The following is a 19,026-nucleotide window of genomic DNA, read 5'->3' as shown; positions in this document are numbered from 1 at the left end:
AAAGTTCTGCTTGCATCAACCTTAATAATAATAACATCAAAATTACTGCGTAGTCAACTTTAATTAGCATTTTTTGCAGAAAATATATAAAAAAATAAAAGAGCGAAATAAAGATCAAATGTTACCATCTCATCTTTTATTTCGCCCAAAGTAAAATGGTCAGTCACTTAAGACATAGACACGTGTTGCAGTCCTACAACTTCAACACATGTCTATATGTTTATACAAGCTCAAATGAATGCTAAACCATTTCATATTTTAAAAGCAATACTAGATTTCAGTTGGTTGAATCTCTTCAACAACTTCTTCTGGTGTCGCTTTATCATACTGTACATCACTGTAACGTCTCATACCTGTACCAGCTGGGATGAGCTTACCGATAATAACGTTCTCTTTAAGTCCAAGTAAGTTATCACGTTTACCTTTGATAGCAGCATCTGTAAGTACACGTGTTGTTTCTTGGAATGAAGCTGCTGATAAGAAGCTTTCAGTTTCAAGAGAAGCTTTTGTTATACCTAATAATACAGGTTTAGATGTTGCTGGACGTTTACGTTCTTTGAATGCTTCACGGTTCGCATCTGTAAAGTTATGAATATCTACAAGTGCACCTGGAAGTAATTTCGTATCTCCAGCTTCAATGATACGTACTTTACGTAACATTTGTCTTACCATAACTTCAACGTGTTTATCATCAATTTCAACACCTTGCATACGGTAAACTTTTTGAACTTCTTTTAATAAATAACTTTCTGTTGCATTCAAGCCAGATATAGATAAGAAATTCTTAGGTTCAATTGAACCTTCTGTGAGTGCTTCACCACGTTCAACACTTTGGCCAACTTCAACTTTTAATCTTGAAGTACCTGAAGCTAGGTAAGATTTCGTTTCATTTGCGCCTTTGATGACGATTTCTTGTTGACGATCTTTGGCAACGCTAATGTCATCTACGACACCTTCAATTTCAGTCACGACTGCTTGACCTTTAGGGTTACGCGCCTCGAAAATCTCTTGGATACGAGGAAGACCTTGCGTGATATCACTACCTGCTACACCACCTGTGTGGAATGTACGCATTGTAAGCTGTGTACCTGGTTCACCGATGGATTGGGCAGCAATTGTACCAACTGCTTCACCAACTTCAACTTTTTCACCAGTAGCAAGGTTTTTACCATAACATTTTTCACATACACCATGACGTGTATTACATGTGAATGCTGAACGGATATACATTTCTTCTATACCAGCGTCTGTGATTTTCTTAGCAATTTCTGCTGTTACTAACTCATCTGGACGAACGATGACTTCATCTGTTTCTGGATGGCGAATCGTTTCTTTAGAATAACGACCTTCAATACGTTCGCTGAATGGTTCAATCATTTCAGTACCTTCTTTAATATCAGATACAAGTAAACCACGGTCCGTACCACAGTCTTCTTCACGAACGATAACATCTTGTGCCACATCAACAAGACGACGAGTAAGATAACCAGAGTCCGCTGTTTTAAGTGCTGTATCGGCAAGACCTTTACGTGCACCATGTGTAGAGATAAAGTATTCTAACACTGTTAAACCTTCACGGAATGATGAAGTGATTGGTAATTCAATAATCTTACCGGATGGTGCAGCCATAAGTCCACGCATACCTGCTAACTGTGTAAAGTTAGATGCGTTACCACGGGCACCAGAGTCACTCATCATAAAGATTGGGTTTGTTTTTTCAAGTGATCCCATTAATTCGTTTTGAATTTGGTCTTTGGCATCAGTCCAAATTTCAACAACTGCATTGTAACGTTCAAATTCAGTAATTAAACCACGGTTGAATTGTTTTTGTACTTTTTCAACTAGTTTTTCATGTTCATCTAAAATTTGTTGCTTATCTGGTAAAACCACAATGTCAGATACACCGACAGTGATACCAGCTTTAGAAGAGAATTTGAATCCTAAGTCTTTCATTCTATCTAACATCATAGATGTATCTGTGATGCTGAATCGATTAAAGACTTCTGCAATGATATTTCCTAAGAAATTCTTGTTGAATGGTTCGATGAGTGATTGTTCATCAAAATATGCTTTTAATCCACCCTCACCTAATTCTGTCGCAGAAACAAAGTATTTGTCTGGCGTACTGTTTTCAAGGTTATATTTTGTTGGTTCGTTAATATATGCAAATGAATCAGGAATGATTTCATTAAAGATTACTTTACCAACAGATGTTGTTAAAATTTTATGATTTTGCGCTTCTGTAAATGTTGGGTTATTAAATGAACTTGCATGCACACCTATACGTGTGTGTAAATGTACATAACCATTCGCATAAGCTTTCAACACTTCGTTTGTATCATTATAAATTGTACCAGTATTTACTGCATCTTTACGTTCTAAAGTAAGGTAATAGTTACCTAATACCATATCTTGTGATGGTGTAACAACAGGTTTACCATCTTTAGGGTTTAAGATGTTTTGTGCTGCAAGCATAAGCATACGTGCTTCTGCTTGTGCTTCTTTAGATAATGGTACGTGAACAGCCATTTGGTCACCATCAAAGTCAGCGTTATAAGCTGTAGTTGCAAGTGGATGTAGACGAATCGCACGACCTTCTACAAGTGTAGGTTCAAATGCTTGGATACCTAATCTATGCAGCGTTGGTGCACGGTTTAAAAGAACTGGATGTTCTTTAATGACGTCTTCTAGTACATCCCATACTTCATCATCCATACGTTCAATCTTGCTTTTCGCATTTTTAATGTTTGTCGCAATTTCACGTTGAACTAATTCTTTCATGATGAAAGGTTTAAACAACTCTAAAGCCATTTCTTTAGGTAAGCCACATTGATACATCTTCAAGCTTGGTCCAACAGCGATAACGGAACGGCCTGAATAGTCAACACGTTTACCTAATAAGTTTTGACGGAAACGACCTTGTTTACCTTTAAGCATATGTGACAATGATTTTAATGGACGGTTACCTGGTCCAGTTACTGGACGACCACGGCGACCATTATCGATAAGTGCATCAACTGCTTCTTGTAGCATACGTTTTTCGTTTTGTACGATGATGCCAGGAGCACCTAAATCTAATAAACGTTTTAAACGGTTGTTACGGTTGATGACACGGCGATATAAATCATTTAAATCACTTGTTGCAAAACGTCCACCGTCTAATTGAACCATTGGTCTGATTTCTGGTGGAATTATTGGAAGTACATCTAATACCATCCAAGCTGGATTATTACCAGAATGTCTGAATGATTCAACTACTTCTAATCGTTTAATCGCACGTGTAAGTCTTTGTCCTGTTGCAGACTCTAACTCATCACGCAATTCTTTTAATTCTGTATCCAAATCAATTTCATCTAATAATTCTTTGATACCTTCAGCACCCATTTTAGCTGTAAATTGACCAGGGAATTTATCATAGTACTCTCTGAATTCTGCTTCAGATAGTAATGTCTTTTTCTCTAATCCAGTTGGGCCAGGATTTACAACAACATAAGAAGCAAAATAAATGACTTCTTCTAATGCTCTTGGTGACATATCTAATAATAGTCCCATGCGGCTTGGAATACCTTTGAAGTACCAAATATGTGAAACTGGCGCAGCTAATTCAATGTGTCCCATTCTTTCACGGCGCACTTTAGATTTAGTTACTTCTACTCCACATCTATCACAAACCATACCTTTATAGCGTACACGTTTGTATTTACCACAACTACATTCCCAGTCTTTTGTAGGTCCGAAAATTCTCTCACAGAATAGACCATCTTTTTCTGGTTTTAAAGTACGATAGTTAATTGTTTCTGGCTTTTTAACCTCACCAAAAGACCATGAACGGATTTTTTCAGGTGAAGCAAGTCCTATTTTCATATAATGGAAATTATTTACATCAATCAAGGAGCCTACCTCCTTCAATTTAGATTAGCTGTGCAAATTGATTGATTGCTCTTTATCAATAATAGATAAGGCCATAATGAGGCAAGTACGACGACTTTACCCCAAAATGGTATATCTTTTTATAAACTTAAATGCGATCTGTATTAGTCAGTAATTTCTTTTTGTGATTGTGGCGCTTCTTTTTGTTGAAGGTCCACTTTACGTTCTACTGCATCTTCATCTTCGTTATCTTGCATGTCGATTTCATTGTCATGCTCATCCATAATCTTAACATCTAATCCTAAACTTTGAAGTTCTTTCATCAATACTCTGAATGATTCAGGAACACCAGGTTTAGTAATGTTTTCACCTTTAACAATAGATTCATAAGTTTTTACACGACCTACTGTATCATCAGATTTATAAGTTAAGATTTCTTGAAGTGTGTATGCAGCACCGTAAGCTTCAAGTGCCCATACTTCCATCTCACCGAAACGTTGTCCACCGAATTGTGCTTTACCACCTAATGGTTGTTGCGTAACAAGTGAGTATGGTCCAGTTGAACGTGCGTGCAATTTATCGTCAACCATGTGTGCAAGTTTCAACATATACATAACGCCGACTGAGATTCTGTTATCGAATGGTTCACCCGTACGTCCATCGTATAATACTGTCTTACCGTCACGTGCCATACCAGCTTCTTCAATCGTTGACCATACATCTTCATCACTCGCACCATCAAATACTGGTGAAGCAACATGAATACCTAAGTTTTTAGCAGCCATACCTAAATGTAACTCTAATACTTGTCCGATATTCATACGTGATGGAACACCTAGTGGGTTCAACATGATGTCGATTGGTGTACCGTCTGGTAAGTAAGGCATATCTTCTTCAGGAACTAACTTAGAGATAACACCTTTGTTACCATGACGACCACACATTTTGTCACCAACATGTATTTTACGTTTTTGAACGATATAAACACGTACTAATTGGTTTACACCTGGAGATAATGTGTCATCTCCTTCTTCACGGTTGAAGACTTTAACGTCTAGAACAATACCGCCTGCACCATGAGGTACACGTAATGATGTATCACGTACTTCACGTGCTTTTTCACCGAATATCGCATGTAATAAGCGTTCTTCTGCTGTTAATTCTGTTACACCTTTAGGCGTTACTTTACCTACTAGAATGTCTCCGTCATTAACTTCAGCACCTACGTATACAATACCACGGTCATCTAAGTTTTTAAGCGCACTATCTGAAACGTTAGGAATATCACGTGTAATTTCTTCAGGTCCTAGTTTTGTATCACGTGCTTCTGATTCATATTCTTCAATATGGATAGAAGTATATACGTCATCTTTCACTAGGCGTTCGCTCATAATTACAGCATCTTCATAGTTGTAACCGTCCCATGTCATGAATCCGACAACTACGTTTCTACCTAACGCCATTTCACCAAGTTCCATTGAAGGACCATCGGCTAAAATTTCACCTTTCGTTACGACATCACCTGTAGCAACGATTGGTCTTTGGTTATAACAAGTACCTGTGTTTGAGCGTTTGAACTTAGCTAACGGATAGCGATCGATTTCGCCTTCGTATTCTTGTCCATCTTCTTCGATAAGTTGACGTACAAGAATTTCATTAGATTCAACGTGTTCAACACGGCCTTTATGTTTAGCGACAATTGCAGCACCAGAGTCACGAGCTGCTACGTGTTCCATACCAGTACCTACGAAAGGCGATTCTGGATTCATCAATGGTACTGCTTGACGTTGCATGTTTGCACCCATTAATGCACGGTTAGAGTCATCGTTTTCTAAGAATGGAATACATGCTGTTGCTGCAGAAACAACTTGTTTAGGAGATACATCCATGTAATCCATTTTTTCTTTGGCCATAACTGTGTTGTTACCACGGAAACGACAAACAACTTCATCGTCTAAGAAACGACCATTTTCATCTAGTTTAGAATTCGCTTGTGCTACTACATAGCTATCTTCTTCATCAGCTGTTAAATAATCGATTTGATCTGTGATACTATTCGTCTCAAGATCTACTTTACGATATGGTGTTTCAATGAAACCAAATTCATTTACACGTGCATAACTTGATAATGAGTTGATCAAACCAATGTTTGGTCCCTCTGGTGTTTCGATTGGACACATACGGCCATAGTGAGAGTAGTGAACGTCACGCACTTCCATTTGAGCACGTTCACGTGTTAAACCACCAGGTCCTAATGCTGATAGACGACGTTTATGTGTCAATTCTGCTAATGGATTGGCTTGGTCCATGAATTGTGACAATTGAGAACTACCAAAGAATTCTTTAATTGACGCAATAACTGGACGGATATTAATTAATTGTTGTGGCGTAATTGAATCTGTGTCTTGAATAGACATTCTTTCACGTACCACACGTTCCATTCTTGATAAACCAATACGGAATTGGTTTTGTAGTAACTCACCTACTGAACGTAGACGACGATTACCTAAATGGTCAATATCATCTGTGAATCCAATACCACTTAATAAATTAAAGAAATATGACATTGATGCGATGATGTCAGCTGGTGTAATACATTTCACTTCTGAATCAGGGAATGCATTACCAATAACTGTTGTTGTGCGGCCTTCTTCATCATTAGGAACATATACTTTAATAGATTGAATTTCTACTGGTTCATCAATCACAGTACCTTCAAGTTCAAAAACTTCACTGTTCGCATTAGATTCTAATACATCCATGATTTCATCTAAATTACGACGATCTAGGACAGTACCTTCTTCAGCTACAATTTCACCTGTTTCAGCATTAACAATTGGTTCTGCTAATTTTTGATTGAATAAACGGTGTTTTAAATGAAGTTTTTTATTCGCTTTATAACGACCCACGCTCGCTAAATCATAACGTTTCGGATCGAAGAAACGTGAGTATAATAAGCTTTTCGCATTTTCTACTGTCGGAGGTTCACCTGGGCGTAAACGCTCATAAATTTCTAATAGTGCTTGATCAGTATTTTCAGTACCATCTTTTTCTAATGTATTACGTAAGTACTCATTGTCTCCTAAAAGATCAATGATTTCTTGATCTGTTGAGAAACCTAAAGCTCTCAATAATACTGTTAGTGGTAATTTTCTTGTTCTATCAATACGTACATAAACTACATCTTTGGCATCAGTTTCATACTCTAACCATGCGCCACGGTTAGGAATAATTGTTGCATCATAGTTTGTGCGACCATTTTTATCTAATTTTTCATTAAAGTAAACGGATGGTGAACGAACTAATTGCGATACGATTACACGCTCAGCACCATTAATCACAAATGTACCTGTATCTGTCATTAATGGGAAATCACCCATAAATACTTCTTGCTCTTTCACTTCGCCTGTTTCTTTAATGATTAGACGTACTTTTACACGTAGAGGTGCAGAATACGTCGTATCACGGTTTTTCGATTCTTCTAAATCATATTTTGATTCTCCAAGTCTGTAATCAACAAACTCTAAAGACAGATTTCCTGTGAAATCTTCAATCGGTGAAATGTCTCTAAACATTTCATATAAACCTTCTTCTAAGAACCACTCGTAAGACTTAGTTTGAATCTCAATTAAATTCGGTAATTCTAATACCTCTGAAATTCTCGCATAGTTTCTACGTTTACGATGTCTTCCATATTGGACAAATTGACCTGCCAAACAGATTCACCCCTCAAAAATTGCGTGTTTACTTTTACTAAATCAGCAAATATAATTAGACAAAAAGAAAACGGTAGCATAACTCATGACACCATTTTCTATTTCACCTTATATACTTTGTTAATTTATACGTAAAAGTACACACTTATTGAACATAATTTTTTACATTCTATTACTATATCAGAACAGTGGTTTTTAATCAACCTTTTACACTTCTTAATATATAATAGCCTTTGTGCTTTTCTAATACTTCTACATTACCAAATGTTTCTTCCATTTTTTTCTTCGCAGATGGCATACCTTGTTTCTTTTGAATCACAACATAAAGGGCACCATTCGCTTTTAATTTATGATACGCATCAGTTAAGATGCTATGAACTACTTTTTTTCCTGCTCTAATCGGTGGATTCGTTAATACAAAATCAAAAGCATTATCCTCTACTTGCGATAACCCATCACTTTCTTTGATCTCTACATTCTCTAAATGATTTTGCGTTTTATTTTTAATCGATAAGGAAAGTGCGCGTTGATTTACATCAACCATCGTTATTTCATGGTGCGGAGACACTTTTGCAATCATCAAACCAATCGGCCCATAACCACAACCAACATCTATAATTTTTTTAGTAGGACCCGGGGGATTTTCTTTCAAAAAAGTATTGATTAATAAATCTGAACCAAAGTCTATTTTCCCTTTAGAAAATACACCTGAATCAGTAACTAATTTTAAATCATAGTTTTTGTAGGAATACGTAAAAGGAAGTTCAGCGCTTTCTACTTCAGGATTTTCATCATAGTAATGACTCATGACTACACCTCTTTTAATCTAATTCATCTTAGATTAATACTATACCCTCAACAAAACTTTGTAACAACAAACGATTCATTCAGGATAGATCAAATAAGATAAAACCCCGTTATATCGATAACGGGGTTTTCATTTCTCAAAGATTTCAGGATATCCACATTGCATTTAAGATTAGCGTATCGAAATAGCTAATGTGTTAAACTGCTTGAATAACCTTCAATATATAATTATGAACTGTTAGCCAGCTAGAATTATTTTAATTCTACTGTAGCGCCAACTTCTTCTAATGCTTCTTTAAGTTTTTCAGCTTCTTCAGTTGGTAAAGCTTCTTTGATCACTTTAGGAGCTCCGTCAACTAATTCTTTAGCATCTTTTAATCCTAAGCCAGTAGCTTCTTTAACAGCTTTAACGACTTTGATTTTAGATGATCCAGCTGATGTTAATTCAACATCAAATTCTGTTTTTTCTTCAGCAGCGTCTCCGCCACCTGCTGCACCTGCTGCTGCTACTGGAGCTGCTGCAGTTACACCAAATTCTTCTTCAATTGCTTTTACTAAGTCGTTTAATTCTAAAACTGACATTTCTTTAATTGCTTCAATGATTTGTTCTTGATTAGCCATTTTAATATTCCTCCATTAATTTTATTAGTTTTATGCGCAATTATTCAGCGCTTTCTTCGTTTTGTTCTTTATCTTCTCCAACAGCTTTAACTGCATAAGCGAAATTGCGTACTGGAGCTTGTAATACTGATAAAAGCATAGAAACAAGACCGTCGTGTGATGGTAATGTACCAACTGTGTTAACTTCTTCAGCAGAAATAACACTGCCTTCCATAACACCTACTTTAATTTCTAAAGCTTTATGTTCTTTAGCAAATCCTGCTAATACTTTTGCTGGAGCAACAACATCTTCTGTTGAAGTAGCAACTGCAGTAGGACCTACTAAGTGTTCATTTAAATCTTCTAAGCCAACTTGATCAGCAGCACGACGAACCATTGTATTTTTCAATACTTTGAATTCAACGCCAGCTTCACGTAATTGTGAACGTAATTCAGTTACTTCTGAAACAGTTAGACCGCGGTAGTCAACGATTACAGTAGATACTGAATTCTTTAATGATTCAGCAATTACATCAACTTGTTGTTTTTTAGCTTCGATGATAGCAGACATTTAGACACCTCCATAGTTTTTTATTTGGTGCTTTTAATCTTGATTACAACTGCTAATTATGTCAATTAACAACTTTATCTCAATAAAAAAAGCACTTTCTACCCACGGCAAAAAGTGCTTGAAAGATCTAAAAATCTTCACGTTCAAGTCAATTTTAGCCTCGGTAGGATTATTTTTAAGTTATGACTAACTCCTACTGTCTTAGGTAAAATAATACATTAACCAATATAACTGGTTAAATATAATATGTCAATATATTTTTAAAGATAAGACTGAATATATCCATCCAGTCTTATCATCATTTATATTTAAGATTAAAGTTTGAAGCTAGAAGTATCGACTTTTACGCCAGGACCCATTGTTGTTGTAACAGCAACAGATTTGAAGTAAGTACCTTTAGCTGAAGATGGTTTTGCTTTAGTTAACACATCTTGTAAAGCTTTGAAGTTTTCAACAAGTTTGTCAGTATCAAATGATACTTTACCAATAGAAGCATGTACAATACCAGCTTTTTCAGCACGATATTCTACTTTACCTGCTTTGATTTCTTCAACTGCTTTTGTAACGTCCATTGTTACAGTTCCAGTTTTAGGATTTGGCATTAAACCTTTAGGTCCTAATACACGACCAAGTTTACCAACTTCGCCCATCATATCTGGTGTAGCTACTACTACGTCAAAGTCAAACCAACCTTGTTGGATTTGTTGAACATATTCACCTTCACCAACGAAATCTGCACCTGCTGCTTCTGCTTCAGCTGCTTTGTCTCCTTTTGCGAATACCAATACACGTTGTGATTTACCTGTACCATTTGGAAGTACAACTGCACCACGGATTTGTTGATCATTTTTACGTGTATCAATTCCTAAACGGAATGCTACTTCAACTGATGCGTCAAAGTTAGCGATACTTGTTTCTTTAGCTAATTCAACTGCTTCTTCCACACTATAGTGTTTTTGGCGGTCAATTTTATTAGCTACTTCTTGAAATCTTTTACTTTTCTTAGCCATTTCATGTCCTCCTTTAGTGGTTTTAGCGGAATTTCCTCCCACATTTACTCGCATTTGCAAGTTAAGAGCAGATAACAGAGAGGTTTTAATCATATTTCATCTCAGGAAACACTTCCTAAATAAATGACAATTTCCCTCTTATTACGACAATATTGAACGCTTTGATCCTGTTTGTCATTTCTGTCATCTGCTTCATCGTCAATCTATGTTTTCGTTAATTTTTTAATATTATTGGACTGTGATACCCATACTACGTGCAGTACCTTCGATAATACGCATAGCTGCTTCTTCGTCTGCAGCGTTTAAATCTTGCATTTTTTGGTTTGCAATTTCACGTACTTGATCTTTAGTTACTGTAGCAACTTTGTTTTTGTTAGGTTCACCAGAACCTTTTTCAACGCCAGCTGCTTTTTTAAGTAGTACTGGAGCCGGTGGAGTTTTTGTAATGAATGTAAATGAACGATCTTCATAAACACTGATTTCTACCGGAATAATTAAACCTGCATCTTCTTGTGTACGTGCGTTGAATTCCTTACAGAATCCCATAATGTTCACACCTGCTTGACCTAATGCTGGACCAACTGGTGGTGCTGGGTTTGCTTTACCTGCAGGAATTTGTAATTTAACAACTTTTTCTACTTTTTTAGCCACGATGTGCACCTCCTTGATATCGTGATGTGGTCACAGGACTCAGTTTTGTCCTCCCACTCTTCTACATTTCGTGACGAAATGAACGCTCTATGAGCGCGACCACAGTATTATAACATCTACTCAAATCATAAAGCAAGAGTAAAATGGAACTTTTTTTATAGAACCCCTTATCATTTTAATGATTAGGGGTTCTTAATGCATGAGCCTTGGCTCAGGTATTCCTTACACTGAATCATTTTAATGATTAGGGGTTCTTGATGCATGTAAAGTAATATTTCTTGCTTTAGCAAGTCTAGTATTACTTATATACCTTTATAATTTTTCAATTTGATCGAATTCTACTTCAACAGGTGTTTCTCTACCAAACATGTCTACAAGAACTGTCAATTTAAATTTATCCGCTTCAATTTCTTGAACTTCACCAACTTGATTCGCAAATGGACCTGATTTGATTTGAACTTGCTCACCTAAATCTAATTCAACATCAATTGTTTTTTCTTTCATGCCCATTTGTTTCAAGATGAAACGTGCTTCTTCAGGTAATAATGGATTTGGTTTTGACCCAGCACCTGCTGAACCAACAAATCCTGTAACACCCGGTGTGTTTCTCACAATATACCATGATTCATCAGTCATGATTAATTCGACTAATACATAACCAGGAAATGTTTTTTTAGTTAACGTTTTAGCTTTACCATCTTTAACTTGTGTTTCTTCTTCTTCAGGTATAACCACTCTGAATATCAATTCAGTCATATTCATAGATTCCACACGTTTTTCTAAATTCTTCTTAACTTTGTTCTCATAACCAGAATAAGTATGCACAGCATACCAACGCTTTGCGCCAACTTCCTCAGACATGTCGTCACTCCTATCTATTTAATTAACTCTATAACTCTACCAATACCTAAATCTAAGACATAGAAGAAGGCTAAGAAAAATACTACCGTTGACACAACAATAATAGTATATTTAAATAATTCTTCTTTCGTTGGCCAACTCGTCTTTTCCATTTCTGACTTTACGCCTTGAAAGAAATTTTCTTTTTTAGCCATTAGCAATACCTCCATATTAATTCGATTTTCTCATTTGCTTATACATACGACAAATTAAGCAAATACAATACTCACAACTAAATTGGAAGGTTATATTTACTCAATTACTAAATCTAATATACCGACATTATTTCGCTTCTTTATGAACTGTATGTGCGTTACATCTTGGACAATACTTCTTCAATGTCAATCTTGATGTAAGGTTACTTTGCTTTGGAACATTATAATTTCTATTTCCACACGTTTCACAGCTTAATGGCACTTTTTTCATTTCACTTCACCTTACTCATTATAATACCAATCTACTATACATAACATCTCTGTCAATTGTCAATCTTCCACTATTGCTTTCTATTAATCCAAAAATCATTTTATACGTATCAATAACTGTTTTTAGTCATGATACTTTTGCTTAAAAACACGCTTTAATTTCAGTTTACATCTATGTATCGAATTGTAAACTATCTTAACATTTAGATTTAAGATATGGGCAACCTCTGATGGTTTATAATCATTTAAAATATATTTTATAATACCTTGTTCTAACTCTGTTAATTTTTCAACACTTTGATGCAACAAAACCAGGGTTTCTCTTCTTAAAATAATGTCATCCGGTTGCCTCACTTGCCTTAACACTTGGACACTGCTTAACATTTCATTTTCTAATAACCTTTGTCGTCTTACATCAGCTAATTTTTTTCGTATATAATCATTTCTAGCATTTTTGATAGTACGATTTACGTAATGTGCTAATGGTATGTCTTTTGAAAAATCAAATTGACTTATCGCTTTGAATAATTTCAAAAGTATTTCTTGTTGTAAATCTTCTTTATCATCAGGATGTATTGTGAAATGATTTAAACATTTCCAAATATGTGGTTGTATTTGCTCTAGTAAATCAATTAGGAAATGAATGTCTTGCCGTTTGCTTTTTGAAACTGGTATTGATTCTTGATGTTTTATTCTTTGGTGCATGCTTTTTTATCCTTTCAATCAGAATAAAGTTAGCATACAAAGGACGCTATAAAAAAAGCAAGGGGACAATCTTCTTATTTGTGATTGTTACCCCTTCTAATTTTTTCAAATTCTTCCAAAATTTCATTTGATAGTTCTATACGTGTGCGTGGTTTCTGCTCATTGAACCCTTCGAGCTTTTTTGAAACCGAAACTTCATTTTCTCTCAAGTCTCTCCACATTTCTCTAGAAGAGATACGATAAGCTCCCGCACCAAATATAGCATGTTGTTCACTCATATCACTTGTTACCACTGTGATATGTCTTGTGTGTTTGTCGTATAAATCATAAACATATTTTTCTATAAAACTATCTGCTGTTTCTTTTTCTTTAGTAAAGACAATCTTTACACCGTGATACATATATTCTGATGACATGCCGGATTGTTCATAGGCATCAAACACACATACAACCTCATCTGCTATAACTGCATTATAATTTGCAATCGCGGTTAATAGCTGATCGCGTGCTTCTTCCAAATTTTCTTGGGCTATTTGACTTAAGTCTTGTGATTGGCCAATCATATTATAACCGTCTATAATCAAGAAACGATCCTTCATGATTTTTCTCCAATCTGATTACGTTTACGATAGACTTCGTACATCATTAAGCTTGCCGCAACAGAAGCATTCAAACTATTTACATGCCCTACCATTGGAATGTTTATATAAAAGTCACATTTATCTTTGGTAAGTCTGCTCATGCCTTGTCCTTCACTTCCGATAACAATCGCTAGCGACATACCAGCGTCCATTTCACGATAATCTGTTGAATTTTCGGCTTCTGTACCGACCACCCAGTATCCATGGTCTTTTAATGTTTCAATGGTATTCGCCAAATTTGTAACACGCATGACAGGGACATGTTCAATCGCGCCAGTAGACGCTTTTGCAACAGTCTGCGTAAGTGCAACCGATCGCCTTTTAGGAATAATAATGCCATCTACACCTGAAGCGTCAGCCGTTCTTAAAATCGACCCTAAATTATGAGGATCTTCTAAGCCATCCAAAATTAAAACAGTTGATAGTTTTTCATTGTTCTTTTGCTGTGCTAAAAACGCATCAAAATCTGCATATTCATATGGTGCGATGTATGCAGCGACACCTTGGTGAGGCGCATCAGACAAACCATCTAATTTTGATTTTGGTACTGCTTGTACAATAATTTTATTACTATTTGCCTTTTTTAAAATATCATTAATTTGTCCTTTTTTCACTGTATCTTGAATTAAAACCTTATTAATTGTATGTCCGGAAACAATCGCTTCTTTTACGGCATGACGACCTACTATAACAATCTCTTCCAAAGTCTCACTACCTTTCATCTACATTTTTTACGATGCGTTCAAGCAACGTGGTGAGTCGCTCTTGATTTTTTTCTAGATATAAAAATCCGAGGATTGCTTCTAAACCCGAACTTTTTCGATAAGTTTGAATATCTGTGTTTTTCGCCTTAGTATAACTCTTCGCATTTCTACCACGACGAACAATATCTAATTCTTCCGCTGTAAACCAGTTATTTTCTAATAAGTGCTCAAGCGATTGTGCCTGACTTTTTGCAGATACGTAACGCTTGGCTTCTTGGTGTAGTCGATTGGGCTTAGCTTTTAACTTCAATATAATGTACTCTCTTACGAATTGATCTAATACTGCATCACCCATATATGCCAAAGTTAATGGATTTAATAACTTATTATCCATATTAACCACGTTTGAATCTCACACCTTGTGGCGTATCTTCTAAAATAATATTTTGTTCTTTTAACTGGTCACGGATTTCGTCTGCACGTGCAAAATCTTTGTTTTGTCGCGCCTGATTTCGTTCTTCAATGAGCGCTTCAACATCTTCTTCTAATAATTCATCGTTGTTTGATGCTTTTAAAGGAACGCCTAAGACATCACTGAAGATTTGATACACTTCTTTAAATCGTGCAATCACTTTAGTAGATGTCGTATTTTCTAATACGTATTTATTCGCTAATTTTGATAAATCATACCAAGCTGTAATGGCATTAGCCGTATTAAAATCGTCGTTCATAACCGTTTCAAATTGGTCTAATATTTGATTGATTTCATCAATATAATGATTTTGTGTTTCAATATTAGTTGCAATTGTTTCACGTTCTTCAATGGCTTGATAACTATTGCGAATACGTTCTAACCCACTTTTAGCTGCCCCAACAAGTTCCATATTATAGTTGATTGGACTTCTATAATGTACACTTATCATGAAAAAGCGTAAGACGTCCGGATCAATTTCTTTAATAATGTCATGCACTAAGACAAAATTGCCCAATGACTTACTCATTTTTTCATTATCTATGTTAATGAAACCATTGTGCATCCAATAGTTTGCGAATGGGGCATGGTTATGTGCTTCAGATTGTGCAATTTCATTTTCATGATGAGGGAATTGTAAATCTGTACCGCCCGCATGAATATCAATTGTTGCACCTAGCTCGTGATAAGCCATCACTGAACACTCAATATGCCAGCCTGGTCTACCTTTGCCAAATGGACTATCCCAACTGATTTCATCCGGTTTTGCTTGTTTCCATAACGTAAAATCTAGAGCGTCTTCTTTTTGTTCCCCTTGTTCAATTCGCGCACCTACTTTTAAATCGTTCAGCGATTGATGGCTTAATTTACCATAATCTTCAAACTTACGTGTTCTGAAATAAACGTCGCCACCGCTTTCATATGCATAGCCTTCATCAATAAGTTCTTTTATAAACTTAATAATATCGTCCATATGATTCATGACTCTTGGATTTGAAGTCGCTTTTTTGACATTTAATGCACCCACATCTTCATAAAATGCATCAATATAGCGATTAGCTATTGTGTTTACAGGCTCATTTAATTCTTTAGAGCGTTTTATTAATTTATCATCTACGTCCGTAAAGTTTGAAACGTAAATCACTTCATAACCTTGGTACTCAAGATATCTTCTGACAACATCATAGTTAATTGCAGGTCTTGCGTTTCCAATATGAATGTAATTATATACAGTTGGTCCACAAACATACATTTTAACCTTACCTGGTTCTATTGACTTAAACGTTTCTTTTTGACGTGTGAGTGTATTATATAATGTAATCATCTTGAATCTCTCCATTTCTTGTTTTCTCAAGTTGTTTCTCTAATTGTTTTAATTGCTCATAAATTGGATCAGGTAAATTACGATGATCAAATGTTTTGCCAATTCTTCTTCCGTCTTGTTTTACGATATGCCCTGGTATACCAACCACTGTAGAATAGCTAGGTACCGAGTTTAACACTACGGAATTTGCGCCAATATTAACATTTGAATTGATTTTAATATTACCGAGTACTTTTGCTCCTGCTGCAATTAAAACATTGTCTCCAATATCAGGATGACGCTTCCCTTTCTCTTTACCTGTCCCACCTAAAGTAACGCCTTGATAGATTGTGACATTATCACCAATCCTACATGTTTCTCCTATCACTACGCCCATACCATGGTCAATAAATAAACGCTTGCCAATTTGAGCACCTGGATGTATTTCTATTCCAGTAAAAAAACGTGTGATTTGAGAAATCAATCTGGCTAATACATATTTTTTCTTTTTATATAAAGCATGTGCAACTAAGTGACTCCATACTGCATGTACACCAGCATAAGATGTAACTACCTCTAATGTTGTACGTGCTGCTGGGTCTTGCTCAAACACCATATTTACATCATCTTTGATTCTTTTCAAAATTTCAAACAAGGTTGCGACCTCCTTATTAAAAAAGCACCTCCAACATCATACTGTTAGAGGTGCTTTGCACGGTTCCACTCTTTTTTAATAAGCTGATTCCTCAATCACATAGCAATACAACTTATATTGACTCATTTGCATTATTCAATTCATCAAACTAAAGGTGCATTCAACAATTTTTGTGTTGTGCTCACAGCGACCGCACACTCTCTTGACACATACCATTGCATACTAATCCTTTAGCTCATTCACATATTATAATAGTTGGTAACTTGTAATTTTTCAAGTGTTATACATTTAATCTATGTTATTCACACTATGCATTAAACGTATTTTTTTAAGCGTTGTAGCACTTTGTCTTTGCCTAAAACTTCAATTGTATTTGGCAGTTCTGGTCCGTGCATTTGTCCAGTTACAGCTACACGTATCGGCATAAATAATTGCTTACCTTTGATACCTGTTTCTTTTTGAACTTCTTTAATTGTTTTTTTAATTTCGTCAGCTTCAAAAGGTTCTAATGCTTCTAATTTGCCATATAAATGATTCATTAGTTCTGGAACTTGTTCACCATTAATAACTTCTTGCTCATCTTCACCTAGTGTTTGTTCGTCTCGGAAGAAAATTTCAGATAACGGAACAATTTCTCCAGCGTAACTCATTTCTTTCTGATAAAGTGCAATCAGTTTACGACCCCACGCTTTATCTTCTTCAGAAGGATTTTCAGGCAATAATTCTGCTTTTACTAAATGTGGAAAAGCAAGTTCAAATACTGTTTCAGTATCTTTTTGTTTCATATATTGGTTGTTAATCCAAGCTAATTTTTGTTTATCGAAAAATGCAGGTGATTTAGATAAACGTTTTTCGTCGAAGATTTTGATAAATTCTTCTTTAGAGTAGATTTCATCTTCACCTTCCGGAGACCAACCTAACAACGTAATAAAGTTGAATAAGGCCTCAGGTAAGTAACCCAAGTCTCTATACTGTTCAATAAATTGAAGGATTTGGCCATCACGTTTACTTAATTTTTTACGTTCTTCATTTACAATTAGTGACATATGTGCAAATCTTGGTGGTTCCCAACCAAATGTGTCATAAATCATTAATTGTTTTGGAGTATTTGAAATATGGTCGTCGCCACGTATAACATCTGAAATTTCCATGTAATGATCATCAACAGCTACGGCAAAATTATATGTTGGTACACCGTCTTTTTTAACAATTACCCAATCTCCCATATTGTTTGAATCAAATGAAATTTCGCCTTTAACCATATCATCGAATTTATAAGTTGTATCTTTTGGAACGCGGAAACGAATAGAAGGTTTACGTCCTTCTGCTTCAAATTGTTGACGTTCTTCCTCTGTTAAATGTGCATGTTTACCACCATAACGCGGCATTTCACCACGCGCAATTTGTTGTTCACGTTCCGCTTCTAACTCTTCTTCAGTCATATAACATTTATATGCTTTATCTTCATCTAATAATTGTTGAATAAGCGGGTTGTATATTTCAGCACGTTCTGACTGACGGTAAGGGCCATAACCTTTATCCTTATCTACTGATTCGTCCCAATCAATACCTAGCCATTTTAGATTATCGAACTGTGATGATTCTCCATCCTCTAAATTACGTTTGCTATCTGTATCTTCTATACGTATTACAAAATCACCATCATAATGTTTAGCAAATAAATAGTTAAATAATGCAGTTCTTGCATTACCAATATGCAAATAACCTGTTGGACTTGGCGCATATCTAACTCTTACACGATTACTCATTATGTTCACTCCTGTTTAAAATTAATTTTTTATTTTCAATTTCATTGCTTTCATTTTTACTGTGTCTATCTATTACACACAGTAATATATCAATACGAATCCAATGAAGTTCATATTAAAAAATAATGTTTCAGCATTTAAAGTATATTGCTTATTCGCTTACTTATAATATCATAGCTCATCATTTTTTAAAGCATCACTATATTAAAATCAAACATTTTTTGTTT

The 19,026-nt window shown here is 35.5% G+C and carries 17 protein-coding genes and 1 other annotated feature; all 17 genes read right to left on the bottom strand.

Going from position 1 to position 19,026, the window contains the following annotated elements; genetic code table 11:
• Nucleotides 1–270: 270 nt before the first annotated feature.
• The 17 genes from rpoC to gltX all read right to left on the bottom strand — a co-directional run bounded on the left by rpoC (nt 271) and on the right by gltX (nt 18,799).
• Complete coding sequence (rpoC, locus tag KA883_RS07800; RefSeq protein ID WP_196296355.1) at nt 271–3,864, bottom strand: DNA-directed RNA polymerase subunit beta'; 3,594 nt, start codon at nt 3,862–3,864, stop codon at nt 271–273.
• 170 nt (nt 3,865–4,034) lie between these two features.
• Nucleotides 4,035–7,586, bottom strand: a complete 3,552-nt coding sequence (gene rpoB, locus KA883_RS07795; protein ID WP_064209891.1) for a DNA-directed RNA polymerase subunit beta — start codon at nt 7,584–7,586, stop codon at nt 4,035–4,037.
• A 199-nt stretch (nt 7,587–7,785) separates the two neighbouring features.
• Nucleotides 7,786–8,394 (bottom strand): class I SAM-dependent methyltransferase, encoded by a 609-nt coding sequence (locus KA883_RS07790; RefSeq protein WP_046207682.1) that lies wholly within the window; start codon nt 8,392–8,394, stop codon nt 7,786–7,788.
• A gap of 251 nt (nt 8,395–8,645) precedes the next feature.
• A complete protein-coding gene (gene rplL / locus KA883_RS07785) occupies nt 8,646–9,014 on the bottom strand; it encodes a 50S ribosomal protein L7/L12 (RefSeq protein WP_046207683.1) in 369 nt (122 codons plus the stop codon).
• Nucleotides 9,015–9,054: 40 nt separating this feature from the next.
• A complete protein-coding gene (gene rplJ / locus KA883_RS07780) occupies nt 9,055–9,564 on the bottom strand; it encodes a 50S ribosomal protein L10 (RefSeq protein ID WP_046207684.1) in 510 nt (169 codons plus the stop codon).
• A gap of 76 nt (nt 9,565–9,640) precedes the next feature.
• Nucleotides 9,641–9,788: a sequence feature (ribosomal protein L10 leader region), on the bottom strand.
• A 90-nt stretch (nt 9,789–9,878) separates the two neighbouring features.
• Nucleotides 9,879–10,574 (bottom strand): 50S ribosomal protein L1, encoded by a 696-nt coding sequence (gene rplA / locus KA883_RS07775; RefSeq protein WP_046207685.1) that lies wholly within the window; start codon nt 10,572–10,574, stop codon nt 9,879–9,881.
• Between the two features lie 228 nt (nt 10,575–10,802).
• Complete coding sequence (rplK, locus tag KA883_RS07770; RefSeq protein WP_019468573.1) at nt 10,803–11,225, bottom strand: 50S ribosomal protein L11; 423 nt, start codon at nt 11,223–11,225, stop codon at nt 10,803–10,805.
• A 312-nt stretch (nt 11,226–11,537) separates the two neighbouring features.
• Complete coding sequence (gene nusG / locus KA883_RS07765; RefSeq protein ID WP_019468574.1) at nt 11,538–12,086, bottom strand: transcription termination/antitermination protein NusG; 549 nt, start codon at nt 12,084–12,086, stop codon at nt 11,538–11,540.
• Between the two features lie 14 nt (nt 12,087–12,100).
• Entirely contained in the window at nt 12,101–12,280 is a 180-nt protein-coding gene (gene secE, locus KA883_RS07760; protein WP_046207686.1) for a preprotein translocase subunit SecE, read from the bottom strand.
• A 127-nt stretch (nt 12,281–12,407) separates the two neighbouring features.
• A complete protein-coding gene (gene rpmG / locus KA883_RS07755) occupies nt 12,408–12,551 on the bottom strand; it encodes a 50S ribosomal protein L33 (RefSeq protein WP_071560108.1) in 144 nt (47 codons plus the stop codon).
• A gap of 122 nt (nt 12,552–12,673) precedes the next feature.
• Nucleotides 12,674–13,255: a sigma-70 family RNA polymerase sigma factor gene (locus tag KA883_RS07750; protein ID WP_046207687.1), complete on the bottom strand. Its 582-nt coding sequence runs from the start codon at nt 13,253–13,255 to the stop codon at nt 12,674–12,676.
• 74 nt (nt 13,256–13,329) lie between these two features.
• Nucleotides 13,330–13,854 (bottom strand): NYN domain-containing protein, encoded by a 525-nt coding sequence (locus KA883_RS07745; RefSeq protein WP_019468577.1) that lies wholly within the window; start codon nt 13,852–13,854, stop codon nt 13,330–13,332.
• Complete coding sequence (rlmB, locus tag KA883_RS07740; RefSeq protein WP_046207688.1) at nt 13,851–14,600, bottom strand: 23S rRNA (guanosine(2251)-2'-O)-methyltransferase RlmB; 750 nt, start codon at nt 14,598–14,600, stop codon at nt 13,851–13,853. Before rlmB ends, KA883_RS07745 begins: the two co-directional genes overlap by 4 nt.
• 7 nt (nt 14,601–14,607) lie before the next feature.
• Nucleotides 14,608–14,994, bottom strand: a complete 387-nt coding sequence (locus KA883_RS07735; RefSeq protein WP_046207689.1) for a Mini-ribonuclease 3 — start codon at nt 14,992–14,994, stop codon at nt 14,608–14,610.
• Between the two features lies 1 nt (nt 14,995).
• On the bottom strand, nt 14,996–16,396 hold the full coding sequence (gene cysS / locus KA883_RS07730) for a cysteine--tRNA ligase (protein WP_210139941.1): 1,401 nt from the start codon (nt 16,394–16,396) through the stop codon (nt 14,996–14,998).
• Complete coding sequence (cysE, locus tag KA883_RS07725) at nt 16,380–17,021, bottom strand: serine O-acetyltransferase (protein ID WP_046207703.1); 642 nt, start codon at nt 17,019–17,021, stop codon at nt 16,380–16,382. Before cysE ends, cysS begins: the two co-directional genes overlap by 17 nt.
• A 323-nt stretch (nt 17,022–17,344) precedes the next feature.
• Nucleotides 17,345–18,799, bottom strand: a complete 1,455-nt coding sequence (gene gltX / locus KA883_RS07720) for a glutamate--tRNA ligase (protein ID WP_046207691.1) — start codon at nt 18,797–18,799, stop codon at nt 17,345–17,347.
• Between the last annotated feature and the right edge of the window lie 227 nt (nt 18,800–19,026).

The sequence above is a fragment of the Staphylococcus sp. GDY8P54P genome (assembly GCF_017892645.1).
Lineage (GTDB): Bacteria > Bacillota > Bacilli > Staphylococcales > Staphylococcaceae > Staphylococcus > Staphylococcus ureilyticus.
This window is presented reverse-complemented; position numbering and strand designations above follow the sequence as displayed.

What these genes read in the sequence shown, in the direction of transcription:
- rpoC (WP_196296355.1), bottom strand. Translation starts at nt 3,864, where the DNA reads ATGAAAATAGGACTTGCTTCACCTGAAAAAATCCGTTCATGGTCTTTT.
- KA883_RS07790 (WP_046207682.1), bottom strand. Translation starts at nt 8,394, where the DNA reads ATGAGTCATTACTATGATGAAAATCCTGAAGTAGAAAGCGCTGAACTT.
- rplL (WP_046207683.1), bottom strand. Translation starts at nt 9,014, where the DNA reads ATGGCTAATCAAGAACAAATCATTGAAGCAATTAAAGAAATGTCAGTT.
- rplJ (WP_046207684.1), bottom strand. Translation starts at nt 9,564, where the DNA reads ATGTCTGCTATCATCGAAGCTAAAAAACAACAAGTTGATGTAATTGCT.
- rplA (WP_046207685.1), bottom strand. Translation starts at nt 10,574, where the DNA reads ATGGCTAAGAAAAGTAAAAGATTTCAAGAAGTAGCTAATAAAATTGAC.
- nusG (WP_019468574.1), bottom strand. Translation starts at nt 12,086, where the DNA reads ATGTCTGAGGAAGTTGGCGCAAAGCGTTGGTATGCTGTGCATACTTAT.
- secE (WP_046207686.1), bottom strand. Translation starts at nt 12,280, where the DNA reads ATGGCTAAAAAAGAAAATTTCTTTCAAGGCGTAAAGTCAGAAATGGAA.
- rpmG (WP_071560108.1), bottom strand. Translation starts at nt 12,551, where the DNA reads ATGAAAAAAGTGCCATTAAGCTGTGAAACGTGTGGAAATAGAAATTAT.
- KA883_RS07750 (WP_046207687.1), bottom strand. Translation starts at nt 13,255, where the DNA reads ATGCACCAAAGAATAAAACATCAAGAATCAATACCAGTTTCAAAAAGC.
- KA883_RS07745 (WP_019468577.1), bottom strand. Translation starts at nt 13,854, where the DNA reads ATGAAGGATCGTTTCTTGATTATAGACGGTTATAATATGATTGGCCAA.
- KA883_RS07735 (WP_046207689.1), bottom strand. Translation starts at nt 14,994, where the DNA reads ATGGATAATAAGTTATTAAATCCATTAACTTTGGCATATATGGGTGAT.
- cysS (WP_210139941.1), bottom strand. Translation starts at nt 16,396, where the DNA reads ATGATTACATTATATAATACACTCACACGTCAAAAAGAAACGTTTAAG.
- gltX (WP_046207691.1), bottom strand. Translation starts at nt 18,799, where the DNA reads ATGAGTAATCGTGTAAGAGTTAGATATGCGCCAAGTCCAACAGGTTAT.